16 protein-coding genes are annotated in these 15,338 nt (G+C 69.1%); 4 read left to right on the top strand and 12 right to left on the bottom strand.

Going from position 1 to position 15,338, the window contains the following annotated elements:
* Window positions 1–34: 34 nt before the first annotated feature.
* Complete coding sequence (locus ACFYXF_RS35980) at window positions 35–2,083, bottom strand: APC family permease (RefSeq protein ID WP_389356147.1); 2,049 nt, start codon at window positions 2,081–2,083, stop codon at window positions 35–37.
* A gap of 404 nt (window positions 2,084–2,487) precedes the next feature.
* Between ACFYXF_RS35980 and ACFYXF_RS35975 the strand changes: the two genes are divergently transcribed.
* Window positions 2,488–3,159: a TrkA family potassium uptake protein gene (locus ACFYXF_RS35975; protein ID WP_235474347.1), complete on the top strand. Its 672-nt coding sequence runs from the start codon at window positions 2,488–2,490 to the stop codon at window positions 3,157–3,159.
* A complete protein-coding gene (locus ACFYXF_RS35970) occupies window positions 3,159–3,824 on the top strand; it encodes a TrkA family potassium uptake protein (RefSeq protein WP_235474348.1) in 666 nt (221 codons plus the stop codon). Before ACFYXF_RS35975 ends, ACFYXF_RS35970 begins: the two co-directional genes overlap by 1 nt.
* 156 nt (window positions 3,825–3,980) lie before the next feature.
* On the opposite strand, the gene ACFYXF_RS35965 is transcribed toward ACFYXF_RS35970, so the two are convergent.
* The 7 genes from ACFYXF_RS35965 to ACFYXF_RS35935 all read right to left on the bottom strand — a co-directional run bounded on the left by ACFYXF_RS35965 (window position 3,981) and on the right by ACFYXF_RS35935 (window position 10,555).
* Entirely contained in the window at window positions 3,981–4,700 is a 720-nt protein-coding gene (locus tag ACFYXF_RS35965) for a DUF3159 domain-containing protein (protein ID WP_389356146.1), read from the bottom strand.
* A 3-nt stretch (window positions 4,701–4,703) separates the two neighbouring features.
* Window positions 4,704–5,102, bottom strand: a complete 399-nt coding sequence (locus ACFYXF_RS35960) for an OB-fold nucleic acid binding domain-containing protein (RefSeq protein ID WP_318320876.1) — start codon at window positions 5,100–5,102, stop codon at window positions 4,704–4,706.
* Between the two features lie 46 nt (window positions 5,103–5,148).
* Window positions 5,149–5,832 carry a response regulator gene (locus ACFYXF_RS35955; protein ID WP_389356145.1) on the bottom strand — a complete coding sequence of 228 codons (684 nt, stop codon included), beginning with the start codon at window positions 5,830–5,832 and terminating at the stop codon, window positions 5,149–5,151.
* The gene (locus tag ACFYXF_RS35950) at window positions 5,829–8,414 is read right to left on the bottom strand and encodes an ATP-binding protein (RefSeq protein ID WP_389356144.1); all 2,586 of its coding nucleotides are present in this window, start codon (window positions 8,412–8,414) and stop codon (window positions 5,829–5,831) included. Before ACFYXF_RS35950 ends, ACFYXF_RS35955 begins: the two co-directional genes overlap by 4 nt.
* Before the next feature lie 224 nt (window positions 8,415–8,638).
* Window positions 8,639–9,406 (bottom strand): DUF3710 domain-containing protein, encoded by a 768-nt coding sequence (locus ACFYXF_RS35945; protein ID WP_389356143.1) that lies wholly within the window; start codon window positions 9,404–9,406, stop codon window positions 8,639–8,641.
* A 1-nt stretch (window position 9,407) separates the two neighbouring features.
* Window positions 9,408–9,959 (bottom strand): dUTP diphosphatase, encoded by a 552-nt coding sequence (gene dut / locus ACFYXF_RS35940; protein ID WP_389356250.1) that lies wholly within the window; start codon window positions 9,957–9,959, stop codon window positions 9,408–9,410.
* 11 nt (window positions 9,960–9,970) lie between these two features.
* Window positions 9,971–10,555 (bottom strand): PaaI family thioesterase, encoded by a 585-nt coding sequence (locus tag ACFYXF_RS35935; protein WP_389356142.1) that lies wholly within the window; start codon window positions 10,553–10,555, stop codon window positions 9,971–9,973.
* A gap of 58 nt (window positions 10,556–10,613) precedes the next feature.
* On the opposite strand from ACFYXF_RS35935, the gene ACFYXF_RS35930 reads away from it, so the two are divergent.
* Window positions 10,614–11,090 (top strand): DUF3093 domain-containing protein, encoded by a 477-nt coding sequence (locus tag ACFYXF_RS35930; RefSeq protein WP_389356141.1) that lies wholly within the window; start codon window positions 10,614–10,616, stop codon window positions 11,088–11,090.
* 86 nt (window positions 11,091–11,176) lie between these two features.
* Here ACFYXF_RS35930 and ACFYXF_RS35925 read toward each other — a convergent pair whose 3' ends face one another.
* The 4 genes from ACFYXF_RS35925 to ACFYXF_RS35910 form a co-directional block, all read right to left on the bottom strand.
* Window positions 11,177–12,100 carry a hypothetical protein gene (locus ACFYXF_RS35925; protein WP_389356140.1) on the bottom strand — a complete coding sequence of 308 codons (924 nt, stop codon included), beginning with the start codon at window positions 12,098–12,100 and terminating at the stop codon, window positions 11,177–11,179.
* A gap of 13 nt (window positions 12,101–12,113) precedes the next feature.
* Window positions 12,114–12,410, bottom strand: coding sequence for a DUF4193 domain-containing protein (locus ACFYXF_RS35920; RefSeq protein ID WP_235474357.1), 297 nt, complete (start codon window positions 12,408–12,410; stop codon window positions 12,114–12,116).
* A 394-nt stretch (window positions 12,411–12,804) separates the two neighbouring features.
* Window positions 12,805–14,049 (bottom strand): sensor histidine kinase, encoded by a 1,245-nt coding sequence (locus tag ACFYXF_RS35915; protein ID WP_389356139.1) that lies wholly within the window; start codon window positions 14,047–14,049, stop codon window positions 12,805–12,807.
* Between the two features lie 7 nt (window positions 14,050–14,056).
* Window positions 14,057–14,710 (bottom strand): response regulator transcription factor, encoded by a 654-nt coding sequence (locus ACFYXF_RS35910; protein ID WP_006380516.1) that lies wholly within the window; start codon window positions 14,708–14,710, stop codon window positions 14,057–14,059.
* Between the two features lie 434 nt (window positions 14,711–15,144).
* Between ACFYXF_RS35910 and ACFYXF_RS35905 the strand changes: the two genes are divergently transcribed.
* Window positions 15,145–15,318, top strand: a complete 174-nt coding sequence (locus tag ACFYXF_RS35905; protein WP_167467697.1) for a hypothetical protein — start codon at window positions 15,145–15,147, stop codon at window positions 15,316–15,318.
* The last annotated feature ends 20 nt before the right edge of the window (window positions 15,319–15,338 follow it).

Raw genomic sequence — 15,338 nt, 5'->3', positions numbered from 1 at the left:
CGCTCACCACAAGCCCGCACAGGGGCCCGTCGGCTCAACCCTTGGTGCTCGGCTCCTTCGGCCGTTCCTCGGCCGGGCCGCGCCGGACCGATCCGGGCGCGTTCCAGTCCTGCCGCTTGCGGGCGCGGTTCTTCGCCGCCTCGGACGACTGCAGCTGGTAGGGCACCGACGTCACCATGACACCCGGCGTGAACAGCAGGCGTCCCTTGAGCCGGAGCGCGCTCTGGTTGTGCAGCAGATGCTCGTACCAGTGGCCGACCACGTACTCCGGGATGATCACGGACACGGCGTCGCGCGGCGAATCCCGGCGCAGCCCCTTCACGTACTCGATCACCGGCCGGGTGATCTCCCGGTACGGCGAGTCGAGCACCTTCAGCGGGACGGTGATCCCGCGCCGCTCCCACTCCTCCCGCAGCGCCTTCGTCTCCTCCGCGTCGACGTTGACGCTGAGCGCCTCCAACGTGTCGGAGCGCATCAGTTTCGCGTACGCGAGCGCGCGCAGGGTGGGCCGGTGGATCTTCGAGATCAGCACGACGGAGTGCACCCGTGACGGCCGTACGCTGTCGTCGCTCGGGCCCTCCGGGGCCGCGATCTCCGCGGAGACCCGGTCGTAGTGCTTACGGATCGCGGTCATCACCGCGTAGAAGATCACCATGCCGAGCAGCGCCACCCAGGCACCGTGCGTGAACTTCGTGCCGAGTACGACGACCAGGACCAGACCGGTGAAGAAGGCGCCGAAGGTGTTGATGGCGCGGGAGCGGACCATGTGCCGGCGCTTCGCCTGGTCCTTCTCGGTGGCCAGGTGGCGGTTCCAGTGCCGGACCATGCCGGTCTGGCTGAGCGTGAACGACACGAACACGCCGACGATGTAGAGCTGGATGAGGCGGGTCGAGTCGGCCCCGTAGATCCACACGAGCAGGACGGCGGCACCGGCGAGCAGCACGATGCCGTTGGAGAAGGCGAGCCGGTCGCCGCGGGTGTGCAGCTGGCGCGGGAGGTAGCGGTCCTGGGCGAGGATCGAGCCGAGCAGCGGGAAGCCGTTGTACGCGGTGTTGGCGGCCAGGAACAGCACCAGCGCGGTGGCCGCGGCGAGCAGAATGAAGAAGAAGCTGCCGTCGCCGAACACCGCCTCGGCGACCTGGGAGATCACCGGGTTCTGGACGTAGTCGGCGCCCAGTTCGACGCCCTTGTTCAGCAGGTCGTGCGCGGGGTTCTCGGCCATCCGCACCTTGGTGGCCATGGCGAGCCCGATGATCCCGCAGAACATGGTGACGGCCAGGAGGCCCATCGCCGCCAGCGTGGTCGCCGCGTTCTTGGACTTCGGCTTACGGAAGGCCGGCACACCGTTGGAGATGGCCTCGACGCCGGTGAGCGCCGCGCAGCCGGAGGAGAAGGCGCGCAGCAGCAGGAACACCAGCGCGAATCCGGCCAGTCCCTGGTGCTCGGCCTTGATCTCGTAGCCGGCGGTCGGCGCGCGCATGGTCTCGTCCAGCACCAGCCCGCGGAAGGCGCCCCACGCGATCATGATGAAGACGCCCGCGACGAACACGTACGTCGGAATCGCGAACAGCTTCCCGGACTCCTTGACGCCCCGCAGGTTCATCAGCGTGAGCAGCACGATGACGGCGACCGCGCAGAGCACCTTGTGCTCGACGACGAAGGGGATCGCGGAGCCGAGGTTCTCGATGCCGGAGGAGATCGACACGGCGACGGTGAGCACGTAGTCGACGAGCAGGGCGCTGGCGACCGTGAGCCCGGCCTTGGGGCCGAGGTTGGTGTTCGCCACCTCGTAGTCGCCGCCGCCGCTCGGGTAGGCGTGCACGTTCTGCCGGTAGGAGGCGACCACGGTGAACATCAGTACGACGACAGCGACCGCGATCCACGGGCTGAAGTGGTAGGCCGACACGCCCGCGATCGACAGGACCAGCAGCACTTCCCCGGGAGCGTAGGCAACGGAGGAGAGCGGGTCGGAGGCGAAGACGGGGAGAGCGATGCGCTTCGGCAGGAGCGTTTCGCCGAGCCGATCACTGCGCAGTGCGCGCCCGATCAGGATGCGTTTGGGCACGTCGGTCAGTTTGGACACGGACAGGATCGTAAGCTCCCCGCCTTGTTCTGGGCACATCCGGGTGAAATCCCGGCGGTCCGCCGAGTGAAATCCCGACATCCGAGACAGGCAAATGCCGCCGGAACCGCGTCCTCATGGCTATATGACGAAAACACAGCATGCCTTATGTGCTCTTTAACCCTTTCATCGCCTTCCGGGAGCCCCCCATGCCCCACCTCGCCGCGGAGCTGATCGGCGCCGTCGCCTCACTTGTCGTCCTAGCCCTGCTCACTCTGGCCAGCGTCCGCAGCATCAGCCGCAGGTAAGGGGGTGCCCTCGGCCGACCGTGCGTGTGTAGCTTGGGCGAGGGTCTGAGACCCTGTTCAAGCCAATCGAGCCAAGTCGACAACGGCGGGCTTCGACCTCGGATCGGAAGGACGGTCGTGCACATCGTCATCATGGGCTGCGGCAGAGTGGGTTCCGCTCTCGCCCAGACCCTGGAGCAACAGGGGCACACGGTCGCCGTGATCGACCAGGACCCCACCGCCTTCCGACGACTGGGCTCCGGGTTCGGCGGCCGGCGCGTCACCGGGGTCGGCTTCGACCAGGACACCCTGCGCGAGGCGGGCATCGAGGAGGCAGGCGCTTTCGCCGCCGTCTCCAGCGGTGACAACTCGAACATCATCGCCGCCCGGGTGGCGCGCGAGATGTTCGGCATCGAGAACGTCGCGGCCCGTATCTACGACCCCCGCCGTGCCGAGGTCTACCAGCGCCTGGGCATCCCGACCGTCGCCACCGTCCGCTGGACGGCCGACCAGATGCTGCGCAGGCTGCTGCCGTCCGGGGCCGAGCCCCTGTGGCGCGACCCCACCGGCGGCGTCCAGCTCGCCGAGGTGCACGCCTCGTCGGCCTGGGTCGGCCACAAGATCAGCAAGCTGCAGGACGAGACCGGCGTGCGTGTCGCCTTCCTCACCCGGCTGGGCGAGGCGGTCCTGCCCTCCTCTCAGACGGTGCTGCAGGAGGGCGACCTGGTGCACGTGATGATGCGTACGGACGACGTCGAGAAGGTCGAGGCGTCCTTCGCCGAGGGCCCTGAAGAGGAGGCCGGTCACTGATGAGGGTCGCCATTGCCGGTGCCGGTGCCGTCGGCCGCTCGATCGCGGGCGAGCTGCTGGAGAACGGCCACGAGATCCTGCTGATCGACAAGGCCCCGACGGCCATCTCGGTCGAACGAGTCCCCCAGGCGGAGTGGCTCCTGGCCGACGCCTGCGAGATCACCTCACTTGACGAGGCCGCGCTGCAGCGCTGCAACGTGGTGATCGCCGCGACGGGCGACGACAAGGTGAACCTCGTCGTCTCCCTGCTCGCGAAGACGGAGTACGGCGTCCCACGCGTCGTCGCCCGCGTCAACAACCCCAAGAACGAGTGGCTGTTCAACGAGGCCTGGGGCGTGGACGTGGCGGTCTCCACCCCCCGCCTGATGTCGGCCCTGGTCGAGGAAGCGGTGAGCGTGGGCGACCTGGTCCGCCTCCTCCGCTTCAGCCACGGCGACGCGAACCTCGTAGAACTGACCCTCCCCCCGGAGTCGGCCCTGGCAGGCACCCAGGTCGGCGACGTGGAATGGCCGGAGGACACGTCCCTGGTGACGATCATCCGCGGCACCCGAGTCCTGACCCCGTCCCGCGAGGACTCCCTGGAAGCAGGCGACGAACTCCTGTTCGTAGCGGCCCAGGCAAGGGAGGAACAGCTGGAGGACCTGCTGTCGGTACGGAAGGACTGAGCTTTTCAGCCCGTCCGGCGTTTGAGGACGAGCGCGTCGTATTTCAGCCCGTCCGGCGTTTGAGGACGAAGGGGGGTCTGGGGGCACAGCCCCCAGAAGGATGGGACGGGTAGGGGTGGCGGGGGCGAGAAAACCCAACGCCGACCCCCACACCCCCTACTCGGAAGAAGCCGCGGCCTTACGCCGCTCCTCCTCCGCCCGCTCCTCCGCCTCCATCTCCGCGAACACATCAATAGGCGCCGGCGCCTTCGCCAGGAACACCCAAGTGAGCCACACGGCCAACAGGAACGGCGGAATCTTCAACGCCACCAGCACCCACCCCAGCGACGCCGTGTCCGCCCACCAGTACAGCGGGAACAGAATCGCGCACTTGGCGAGCAGAATCAGCCCCCAAGCCCAACTGGCCTTCGCATAGGCCTTCTTGCGCCCAGGATTACGCGTACGCCAGGAGAGGTTCTCCTTGAAGACCGGGCCGAGGATCAGCCCGAGCAGCGGAACTCCGAACAGCGTCGTGATGATGTACGCCAGCGCCAGCCCCAGCGTGTAGAGCATGCCGGGCAGATAGAAGTCCTTGGCATTGCCCGTCATCATCGCGAAGACGACACCGAAGGCGACCCCGAACACCCCGCTGAAGGCGTGCTTGACGGTGTCCTTCGTGACGAGGCGCACCACGACCAGCACCACCGAGACAGCGAGGGCCGCGATGGCCGACGCGTGCAGGTCCTTCTTGATCGTGTAGATCGTGACGAAGAGCAGCCCCGGCAGGACCGTCTCGATCATGCCCCGCAGACCGCCGAACGCCTCGAAGAGCGCGGCCTCGGTCACCGCCCTGGAATCGTGCTGGGCGTCTTCGGTCGGCTTGTCGAGCGACGTCACCGGCTACTCCCGTCCGAGAGGTCTCAGTTCGTATTTCGGATTGAACAGCACACGGCGTCCCCGGCTCATCGAGATCCGCCCCGACGCGATCAGCTTGCGCCCCGGCTCTATCCCGACGATGGAACGTCGGCCGAGCCACACCACGTCCAGCGCGGCCGAGCCGTCGAACAGCTCGGCCTCCAGGGCCGGGACCCCCGCCCTCGGCCGTAGCGTGACCGTGCGCAAGGTACCAGTAACCGTCACTATCTGTCGGTCGTGGCAGTCACCGATACGCGTACAGCCCGCGGTCGCGGTGTCCTCGCGCAGCTCCTCGGACTCCAGGTCCTCCTGCGACGAGGAGAGCCGGTCGAGCATGCGCCGAAACCGGCCCGTCGGCTTCTCGGAACGAGGAACAGCACTCATACCTGAAGCGTACCGGCGCCCACCGACACCGACGTACCCCCGTGGCCTACCGCTCGAACCGGTACCCCATCCCCGGCTCGGTGATGAAGTGCTTCGGATGCGAGGGATCCGTCTCCAGCTTGCGCCGCAGCTGCGCCATGTACACGCGCAGATAGTTGGTCTCCGTCCCGTAGGACGGCCCCCACACCTCCTGGAGCAGCTGTTTCTGGCTGACCAGCCGGCCCGTGTTGCGTACGAGCACCTCCAGGAGATGCCACTCCGTGGGAGTCAGCCGTACGTCGCGCCCCCCGCGGTGGACCTTCTTCGCGGCGAGGTCGACGGTGAACTCGTCGGTCTCCACCACGACCTCGTCCTCGGCGCTCCCGGTGGGCTCGGCCCGGCGGACGGCGGCCCGCAGCCGGGCCAGCAGCTCGTCCATGCCGAAGGGCTTGGTGACGTAGTCGTCGGCGCCCGCGTCGAGCGCCTCGACCTTCTCGTCGGACGTGTGCCGGGCCGACAGCACCAGGATCGGCACCCGGGTCCAGCCCCGGAGCCCCTTGATCACCTCGACGCCGTCCATGTCGGGCAGCCCCAGGTCGAGCACGACCACGTCGGGATGGCGGGCGGCGGCCAGTTCGAGGGCGGTGGCACCGTCGGGAGCCGCGTCGACCTCGTACTTGCGTGCCTTGAGGTTGATCACGAGCGCACGCACGATCTGCGGCTCGTCGTCGACCACCAGCACCCGGGTCATGAAACCTGCCTCTCCGCCCGCACTTCTGTTCCCACTGCCACGGCCCCCGTCACTCCACCACTCCGCAGGGGCTCGACCCCCGCGCCCGTCCCCGCCGCCCGCACCGTGAGCACCATGCTCAGCCCGCCCCCAGGCGTGTCCTCGGCCTGGAGCGTGCCGCCCATCGCCTCGGCGAACCCCCGGGCCACCGCCAGCCCCAGCCCCACCCCGGCCCCGCGCGGAGCGTCACCGTACCGCTGGAAGGGCTCGAAGATGCGGTCCTTCGCCTCGTCCGGCACGCCCGGCCCACGGTCCACCACCCGCACCTCCACCCGGTCGGCGATGGCACTGGCGGCCACCAGCACCGGCTCCCCGTCCGGGCTGTACTTGACGGCGTTCTCGACCAGGTTGGCCACCGACCGCTCCAGCAGCCCGGGGTCGACGGCGACCATCGGCAGCGTCTCGGGAATGTCCAGCTCGACACTGTCCTCGGGTACGCCCCCCAGCGCCATCGGCACCACCTCGTCCAGGTCGATCTCCCTGATCAGCGGGGTGACCGTCCCGGTCTGGAGCCGGGACATGTCCAGCAGGTTGCCCACCAGGTGGTCGAGCCGGTCGGCGCCGTCCTCGATGCCGGCCAGCAGTTCGGCCCGGTCCTCCTCGGACCACTCCACGTCGTCCGACCGCAGCGACGTGACCGCCGCCTTGATCCCGGCCAGTGGCGTACGGAGGTCATGGCTGACGGCGGCGAGCAGCGCCGTGCGGATCCGGTTGCCCTCGGCGAGGGTACGGGCCTGGTCGGCCTGGGACTGGAGGCGCCGGCGGTCCAGGACCACGGCCGCCTGGGCGGCGAACGCGGCCAGTACACGCCGGTCGGCGGCGGGCAGTACCCGTCCGGACAGCGCGAGCGCCATGTGGTCGCCGACCGGCATGTCCACGTCCGCGTCCTCCGGCCGCTCCACGGCCTTCCGGGTGCCGACGCTGCCCGCGCAGGTCCAGGGATCGACGTCGCCCGCCCGTTCCAGCAGCGCCACGGACTCCATCCCGAAGGTCTCCCGGACCCGTTCGAGGAGCGCCTCCAGGCTGGTCTCGCCGCGCAGGACGCTCCCCGCGAGGAAGGAGAGGATCTCCGACTCGGCCCGCAGCCGGGCCGCCTGATGCGTACGCCGGGCGGCGAGGTCCACCACGGACGCCACCGCCACGGCGACCCCGAAGAAGATCACGAGGGCGACGATGTTCTTCGGGTCGGCGATGGTCAGCCGGTGGTACGGCGGCGTGTAGAAGTAGTTCAGCAGCATGGAGCCGAAGGCCGCCGAGGCGAGCGCCGGGTACAGGCCGCCGAGCAGGGCCGCCGCCACGGTGAGCGCCAGGAACAGCAGCATGTCGTTGGCGAGGCCGAGGTCGACGGCGTTCAGCAGCAGCGCGAGGCCCAGCGGACCGGCCACGCCGACCAGCCAGCCCCACATGATCCGCGCCCGCCCGAGCCTGGCCCCCCGGGCCACGGGCAGCCCGCGTCCCTTGCCGGCCTCGCCGTGGGTGATCAGGTGGACGTCGAGGTCGGGCCCCGAGTCCCGGGCCACGGTCGCGCCGACCCCGGGCCCGAAGACGTACTGCCAGGTCTTGCGCCGGGAGACGCCCAGCACGATCTGGGTGGCGTTCACGCCCCGCGCGAAGTCCAGCAGCGCCACCGGGATGTCGTCCCCGACCACATGGTGAAACGTTCCGCCGAGATCCTCGACCAGGGTCCGCTGGACGGTCAGTTCCTTCGGCGAGGCGTTGGTCAGCCCGTCGCTGCTGGCGATGTAGACGGCCATGACCTCGCCGCCGGCACCCTTCTCCGCGAGCCGCGCGGCCCGCCGGATCAACGTACGGCCCTCGGGTCCGCCGGTGAGTCCGACCACGATCCGTTCCCGCGAACCCCAGATCCTGGAGACCTGGTGCTCACTGCGGTACTCGGTCAGGTACTCGTCGACCCGGTCCGCCACCCACAGCAGCGCCAGCTCCCGCAGGGCGGTCAGGTTCCCCGGCCGGAAGTAGTTGGACAGAGCCGCGTCGACCTTGTCCGACTTGTAGATGTTGCCGTGGGCCATCCGCCGGCGCAGCGCCTGCGGGGACATGTCGACCAGCTCGATCTGATCCGCACGCCGGACCACTTCGTCGGGAACGGTCTCCTGTTGACGTACACCAGTGATCGACTCAACCACATCACCCAACGACTCAAGATGTTGAATGTTGACAGTCGATATCACGTCAATACCGGCGGCCAGCAGCTCCTCGACGTCCTGCCAGCGCTTGGTGTTGCGCGAGCCCGGGACATTGGTGTGCGGCAGTTCGTCCACCAGGGCGACCTGCGGCCGGCGGGCGAGCACGGCGTCCACGTCCATCTCGGTGAACACGGATCCGCGGTAGTCCAACTCCTTGCGCGGGATCTGCTCCAGTCCGTGGAGCATCACCTCCGTACGCGGCCGACTGTGGTGCTCCACGAAGGCCACCACACAGTCCGTTCCCCGCTCGACACGGCGATGCGCCTCGGAGAGCATCGCGTACGTCTTGCCGACGCCCGGTGCCGCACCGAGATAGATCCGAAGCTTGCCGCGTCCCATGGCCTCATTGTCTTCCCGCGCCCGCTGTGTACGCAGCGTCGACCATACGTCGAACAATGCCGACAATTAGGACGGGAAGCAGGCAGGAACAGGTCTTTGACACAACCCTGACGCGCCACAAACGAGCCGCGCCCCTTTCGAGGCGCGACCCGAAGGGGCGCAGCCCGAAAGGGGCGCGGGGAACTGCGCGACCAGCCCCCACCGGCCCGCAGCCAACAAACCGCTTAACGAACCTCAGTGATCTCCGGCCCACGCTGCAGCTGCCCCATACCACCGGAGAAGCGGGACCCAGCCTGCTCCTCCTGCTGAACACCCTCGGGCACCATCTGCGCGTCGTTCGGCAGCTTCAGCACGATCGGGTCCCGAGGCGCCATCGGCCCCTCACCACGGACGACGACCGTGTCCCGGAAGATCTGCTCCAGCAGCCCGGCCGCCTGCGGCTGCACCGCGCCCTGCCCGGAGATGACACCCCGCAGGAACCACCGCGGACCGTCCACACCGACGAACCGCACGACCTGGAAACCACCCGTGCCGTCCGGCAGTTGCACCGGCACCTGCGCACGCAGCTCCCAGCCCAGCGGCCCCTCGACCTCGTCGACGATGCCACCCTGCTGGGTGATGCCGCTGGCGATCTCCTCGCGTACCTCGCCCCAGATGCCCTCGCGCTTGGGCGCGGCGAAGGCCTGGAGCTGCACGGCGCTGTCGCGCAGCACTACGGTCGCCGCGACGATCGCGTCGCCCGCGACCTCGACCCGAAGTTCCATGCCGTCGACTCCGGGCACGAACAGTCCGCCCAGGTCCACCCGGCCCTCGCCGGGCTCGCGGACCTCGGTGTCGTCCCAGGGCCCGTCGGGACGCGGCTCCGGCTCCAGCCGGACGCGTGCGCGCCCGCCCGTGGCTTCCTCGTCCGCCTCAGTGCCGCTGTCGACGACCTGCTCGGCCTCGCCGGCCGCGTCCTCGGCGGCACCCTTCTTCTTGCGACGTCCGAACACGTCACTGTCCTTCCCGGTCGGATACGACCGAAGCGTATCGATTCCCACCCGTTGTGCCGCCCACTGCGGCCTGACCGCTGTGACCGCTCGCACCGCCCACCGAGGCGTGACCTCCGGTGGACCCGAAGCCCCCCTCGGCCCGCGCCGAGCCGGGAAGTTCCGCGACCTCCCGGAAGCGGACCTTCTCGACCTGCTGGACGACCAGTTGGGCAATCCTGTCGAAGCGCTCGAATCGCACGGGTTCGTGCGGGTCGAGATTCACCACGATCACCTTGATCTCCCCACGGTACCCGGCATCAACCGTCCCCGGGGCATTCACCAGAGCGACACCGCAGCGGGCGGCGAGCCCCGAACGGGGGTGCACGAAGGCCGCGTACCCGTCCGGGAGCGCGATGGACACCCCGGTGGGCAGAACGGCTCGTTCGCCCGGTTTCAGTTCGCACTCCTCGGTCGTCCGCAGGTCGGCTCCGGCGTCGCCGGGCTGTGCGTACGCCGGAAGCGGTACGTCCGGGTCGACGCGGCGGATGAGGACGTCCAGGGGCTCACGGCCCATGGGTGCGGGGCTCACGGGTTCACCTCGAATGCGCGGGCGCGCCGGACCTGGTCCGGGTCGCTCATGGCCGCCTGGATCTCCTCCGGGCGGCCGTTGTCGATGAAGTGCTCGACCTTGACCTCGATGAAGAGGGCCTCGGCGCGCACCGCGACGGGCCCGTCGGGGCCGCCGATGCGTCCGGTGGCGGTCGAGTAGATCTTCCGCCGTGCCACCGCGGTGACCTCGGCCTCCAGATGCAGCAGGGTGCCGACGGGCACGGGCCGGACGAACTCGGTCTCCAGCCGTCCGGTCACCGCGATGGTGCGCAGCAGCCAGTTCAGCGAGCCGAGCGTCTCGTCCAGCGCGCTGGCGAGCACCCCGCCGTGGGCGAGACCGGGGGCGCCCTGGTGGGCCTCCCTGACGGTGAACTCGGCGGTGACGGTGACCCCGTCGCCGGCCCGCGCGGCGAGGTGCAGCCCGTGGGCCTGCTCGCTGCCACATCCGAAACACTGTTCGTAGTGGGCACCGAGCAGCTCTCCGGGCGCGGGCGCGTCCGGGTGCCGCACGGGCGCCACGGCGTCGGCGGGGGGCTTCAGAGCTGCGGATGTACCACTCACAGCCGCAGACCTTACCCGCGAGTCGGCCGTCGACCGACACCATGCCAAGCTTGGCTCCATGCAGCTTTCGGCCTCCCCGTACGAAGAACGCCTCACGGCCCCCCGCTCCTGGTGGCTGATCTCCTTCCTGGTCGGCGTCTCCTTCGCCCTGATCCTGCTCCCGTTCGGCACGCTGCCCCTGCTCGGCGGCCTGGTGGGCGGTACGGCGGCGGCCGCGGTGGCGGCGAGTTCGTACGGCTCGATCCGGATCCGGGTCGTGGGTGACGCCCTGATCGCGGGCGAGGCGAAGATCCCGGTGGCGGCCCTGGGCGAGGCGGAGATCCTGGACGCGGAGGAGGCCCGCGCCTGGCGCACGTACAAGGCCGACACCCGCGCCTTCATGCTGCTGCGCGCCTACATCCCGACAGCGCTGCGCGTCCAGGTCACGGACCCCGAGGACCCCACCCCGTACCTGTATCTGTCGACGCGGGAGCCCGAGCAGCTGGTGGCGGCGCTGGAATCGGCGCGGGCGGCCGCCGCGCGCGACGCCGGCTGAACCGGTCGGCAAATTCTTCTTCGACGGCGGGCAAAGACTTGCCCGCCGCTCCTGTACCCAGAGGTTTCCGGGCCCGTGCGGGCCGCCTACTTCCCGAGTTCCCTCGGCCCGTTCGCGATGTCCAGCGCGTCGGTGGGCGGCGGCAGCGGGGGCAGTTCCGGGAGCTGGTCCCAGGGGACCTGGAACTTACGCAGGTCCTTGCGGACGTGGCCCGCGAGCTTTCTGGTGTCGCGCCGGTTCATCACCGCGCCGACGGCCGCGCCCACCATGAACGGGATCAGGTTGGGCAGGTCCCGGACCATCCGCTTCATGATCTGCTGGCGCAGTTCGCGCTTCATCTGGCCCCCGAGGGCCGAGTTGAACGTCGACGGCTTGGTCACGTCGATGCCGCGCTCGCCCGACCACGAGTTGAGGTACGCGGTGCTGCGCTGCTTCAGATTGCCCGGTGGCCGTACGCCGTAGACCTCGTGCAGCTCGGCGATCATCTTCAGCTCGATCGCGGCCACACCGGTGATCTCGGCGGCCAGTTCGGTCGGCATGGCCGGTGGCACCGGCAGCATCGCCGCGGCCCCGATGCCCGCGCCGACGGTCGCCGTCGCGCTCGCGGCGCCGGCGACGAGCTTGTCCGCGATCTCCTCGGGCCCGAGGCCCGGGAACTGTCTGCGGAGGGTGGCGAGGTCGCGTACGGGGATACGCGGGGCGTTCTCGATGATCCGGTCGGTGAGGTACGCCAGGCTCGCCTTCGCCCGGCTGCCGCCCTTGAGGACGCCTTCCCTGGCCTTCTGCCGGATCGCGGCCGTCCGTCGCCCGGCGACGGGGACGGAAGGCTCGGCCGGCACCGGGAGGTCATCCCCGTGGTCGGCCGGCCTGTCGGCCGGTTCGAGCGAGGCCGATCCTGTACCGGATGAGCCTCGCTCGTCGTCACGAGCACCGTGAGGGCCGTTCTGCGGCCCCTGGTCCGCTCCCCGCGAAGGGAAGCGGCGCTTCCAAGGAGGGGTCGAGCCAGTCACGGCCGACCCGCCCTCAGTCGCAGTCGCGGCAGATCGGCTGACCGTTCTTCTCGCGGGCCAGCTGGCTGCGGTGGTGCACCAGGAAGCAGGTCATGCAAGTGAACTCGTCCTGCTGCTTGGGCAGCACCCGGACGGCCAACTCCTCGTTCGAGAGGTCCGCTCCGGGCAGTTCGAGGCCTTCGGCGGCCTCGAACTCGTCGACGTCCACGGCGGAAGTCGACTTGTCGTTCCTCCTGGCCTTCAGTTCTTCAAGGCTGTCCGAGTCGACGTCGTCGTCGGTCTTGCGTGGGGTGTCGTAATCCGTTGCCATGTCGCGCTCTCCCCCTCTGGGTGTCTGCGGTGTCTCAGCGCAGGTAACGCGTGAGAGGCCGGACTTGTGCCCGACCTGAGGCGGAGATTTTGCCTCACATCAAGGTCTGTTACTCAATCGACACCCAACCGACCTCCTCAAGAGAGATCGGCATGGATGGCGATGCGGACCGTACACGGTCCGAATACCGCACTTCAAAGGCGCCCCACCGTGTACTTCCCGTGATCAAGACCCCCGAAAACCCGGATTATCCGGGCCTTATGGCAGGTCGCATGATCACGGACAGTAGATGGCCGGAATTTCGCCCTTGTGATCGATCACACACGAGGTCACCGGGAAGTCGCCCCGGAAATTCCGCGCAAAGCGAACATCCTCGCGTGTCGGCGACATGATCTCAGATAGGAAGGGCGACTCGCATCACGAGCCCACCCCCCTCACGCGGTGTGGCCGAGATGTGGCCGCCGTGAGCGCGCGCCACAGAGCGCGCGATCGACAGTCCGAGGCCCACACCCTTGTCACTGCCCGTACGCTCCGTACGCAGCCGCCTGAAGGGCTCGAAGAGGTTGTCCACCTCGTACGCCGGGACCACAGGACCCGTGTTCGAGACGACCAGCACCGCCTGCCCGTGCTGGACCACGGTGTTCACCTCGACCCAGCCGTCCTCCGGCACGTTGTACCGCACCGCGTTCTGTACGAGGTTCAGCGCGATCCGCTCCAGCAGTACGCCGTTGCCCTGGACGACCACGGGATCACGCTTCCCCCGGAACTCGACGCCCTTGGCCTCGGCCTCGGCATGCGTCTGGTCGACGGCCTGCGAGGCGACCTCGGCCAGATCGACCGGTTTCCGCTCGACGATCTGGTTGTCGCTGCGGGCCAGCAGCAGCAGCCCCTCGACCAGCTGCTCACTGCGCTCATTGGTGGCCAGCAGCGTCTTGCCCAGCTGCTGGAGTTCCGGTGGCGCCGCCGGATCCGACAGGTGCACCTCAAGGAGCGTGCGGTTGATCGCCAGCGGCGTTCTCAGCTCGTGCGACGCGTTGCCGACGAACCTCTGCTGGGCCGTGAACGCCCGCTGGAGGCGCTCCAGCATGTCGTCCAGGGTGTCCGCCAGCTCCTTCAGCTCGTCGTCGGGGCCGTCCAGCTCGATCCGGCGGGACAGGTCCGAGCCGGCCACCGCGCGGGCGGTACGGGTGATCCGGCCGAGCGGGGTCAGGACCCGGCCGGCCATGGCGTAGCCGAACGCGAAGGCGATCACGGCGAGGCCCAGCAGCGTGAGCAGCGAGCGGCTGAGCAGGCTGTCCAGGGCGTGCTGCCGCAGGGCGTCGCTGCATGCCTTGAGCGCGGAGTTGCGCTGGTCGTCGGTGGTCGCGGTGTTCAGCACCGGGCAGGTGTCACTGGTGATCCTGGTGACGGTGCCCTCGATCGCGAACGACTGGTTGCTGCCCTCACGGATGGCCTGGGCGGCCAGGAGATAGATGATCGACAGCAGCAGGATGCCGGCGATCAGGAACATGCCGCCGTAGAGCAGCGTCAGGCGTATGCGGATGGTCGGGCGCAGCCAGGGCAGCGGTAGCTGCTGGGGCTTCCTCGGGTCCCAGGTGGGCTTCGGGGGCGCCTTCGGGGGAGCGGGTGTCGTGGCCATCGAATCCTCAGATCCGGTAACCGGAGCCCGGCACGGTGACGATCACGGGAGGCTCGCCCAGCTTGCGGCGCAGGGTCATCACGGTCACGCGTACGACGTTGGTGAACGGGTCCGTGTTCTCGTCCCAGGCCTTCTCCAGGAGCTGCTCGGCGGAGACGACCGCGCCCTCGCTGCGCAGCAGCACCTCCAGGACGGCGAACTCCTTCGGCGCGAGCTGGACCTCCTTGCCGTCGCGGAAGACCTCACGGCGGTTCGGGTCCAGCTTGATCCCGGCGCGCTCCAGGACGGGCGGCAGCGGCAGACTCGTACGCCGGCCGAGGGCACGCACGCGTGCCGTCAGCTCGCTGAAGGCGAAGGGCTTGGGGAGGTAGTCGTCCGCGCCGATCTCCAGTCCCTCGACCCGGTCGCTGACGTCTCCGGAAGCCGTGAGCATCAACACGCGCGTGGGCATGCCGAGTTCGACGATCTTGCGGCAGACGTCGTCGCCGTGCACCAGTGGGAGGTCACGGTCGAGGACGACCACGTCGTAGTCGTTGACGCCGATGCGCTCCAGGGCCGCCGCACCGTCGTACACGACGTCGACGGCCATGGCCTCCCGGCGCAGTCCGGTGGCCACCGCATCGGCGAGCAGTTGCTCGTCCTCGACGACGAGTACGCGCACGTCGTTTGTCCTTCCTCGGGGTCGCCCGCGGGCCCGGTCGGCACGTTGGCGGAATCTTTTCGTGTGGTCAGGCCTCCATCCTGCCGCTTTCGCCCGTAAACCGGTTGTAAGAGGGCTCAGAACGATCACCGCGGGACACCTTCCCGGCCGACCCGGGCCACTCCCGCCGACAGCGGAGGGAAGAATTCTTGGCGGGTTGAGGTTTCCCCGGAACGGAGCGGGGGGAGGACGGCTTTACACCCCGCGATCACGCTCTGCGTGTGCCATGACACCTAGTGGCACAACGGACCGCTTTCCGCAGAGCGGGCGTGGGTGTCCGGCACCGTCGCCGCCCGGCAGGGCAGCGCTGGGCACCCAGTTGGAGACGTGATCGCCCCTTCCGAACGGCACACCCCCGTGCCATCGACCCACGACCCAGGACGAGGGGGCGCAGCATGGACGCATTCACCGCAGGACTTCTGCAGCGCATAAGGGCGACCGAGACCGACCTCACGCGGGCTCGCGACGAGGGCGACGACTTCCTCGTCGAAGTGGAACAGGCCGAACTCGACGACCTGCGCCGCCTCGCCGCCGAACACGGTGTGGAGGTCGGCGCGACAAGCGTCTGACGTGGTGCGTACGCACCACG

The sequence above is a fragment of the Streptomyces sp. NPDC002680 genome (genome assembly GCF_042889145.1).
Classification (GTDB): domain Bacteria; phylum Actinomycetota; class Actinomycetes; order Streptomycetales; family Streptomycetaceae; genus Streptomyces; species Streptomyces adonidis.
This window is presented reverse-complemented; position numbering and strand designations above follow the sequence as displayed.

Bases quoted from the DNA above. Each gene is read 5' to 3' on its own strand.
- ACFYXF_RS35970 (WP_235474348.1), top strand. From the start codon at position 3,159: ATGAGGGTCGCCATTGCCGGTGCCGGTGCCGTCGGCCGCTCGATCGCG.
- ACFYXF_RS35960 (WP_318320876.1), bottom strand. From the start codon at position 5,102: ATGAGTGCTGTTCCTCGTTCCGAGAAGCCGACGGGCCGGTTTCGGCGC.
- ACFYXF_RS35955 (WP_389356145.1), bottom strand. From the start codon at position 5,832: ATGACCCGGGTGCTGGTGGTCGACGACGAGCCGCAGATCGTGCGTGCG.
- ACFYXF_RS35950 (WP_389356144.1), bottom strand. From the start codon at position 8,414: ATGGGACGCGGCAAGCTTCGGATCTATCTCGGTGCGGCACCGGGCGTC.
- dut (WP_389356250.1), bottom strand. From the start codon at position 9,959: ATGGGCCGTGAGCCCCTGGACGTCCTCATCCGCCGCGTCGACCCGGAC.
- ACFYXF_RS35930 (WP_389356141.1), top strand. From the start codon at position 10,614: ATGCAGCTTTCGGCCTCCCCGTACGAAGAACGCCTCACGGCCCCCCGC.
- ACFYXF_RS35920 (WP_235474357.1), bottom strand. From the start codon at position 12,410: ATGGCAACGGATTACGACACCCCACGCAAGACCGACGACGACGTCGAC.
- ACFYXF_RS35915 (WP_389356139.1), bottom strand. From the start codon at position 14,049: ATGGCCACGACACCCGCTCCCCCGAAGGCGCCCCCGAAGCCCACCTGG.
- ACFYXF_RS35905 (WP_167467697.1), top strand. From the start codon at position 15,145: ATGGACGCATTCACCGCAGGACTTCTGCAGCGCATAAGGGCGACCGAG.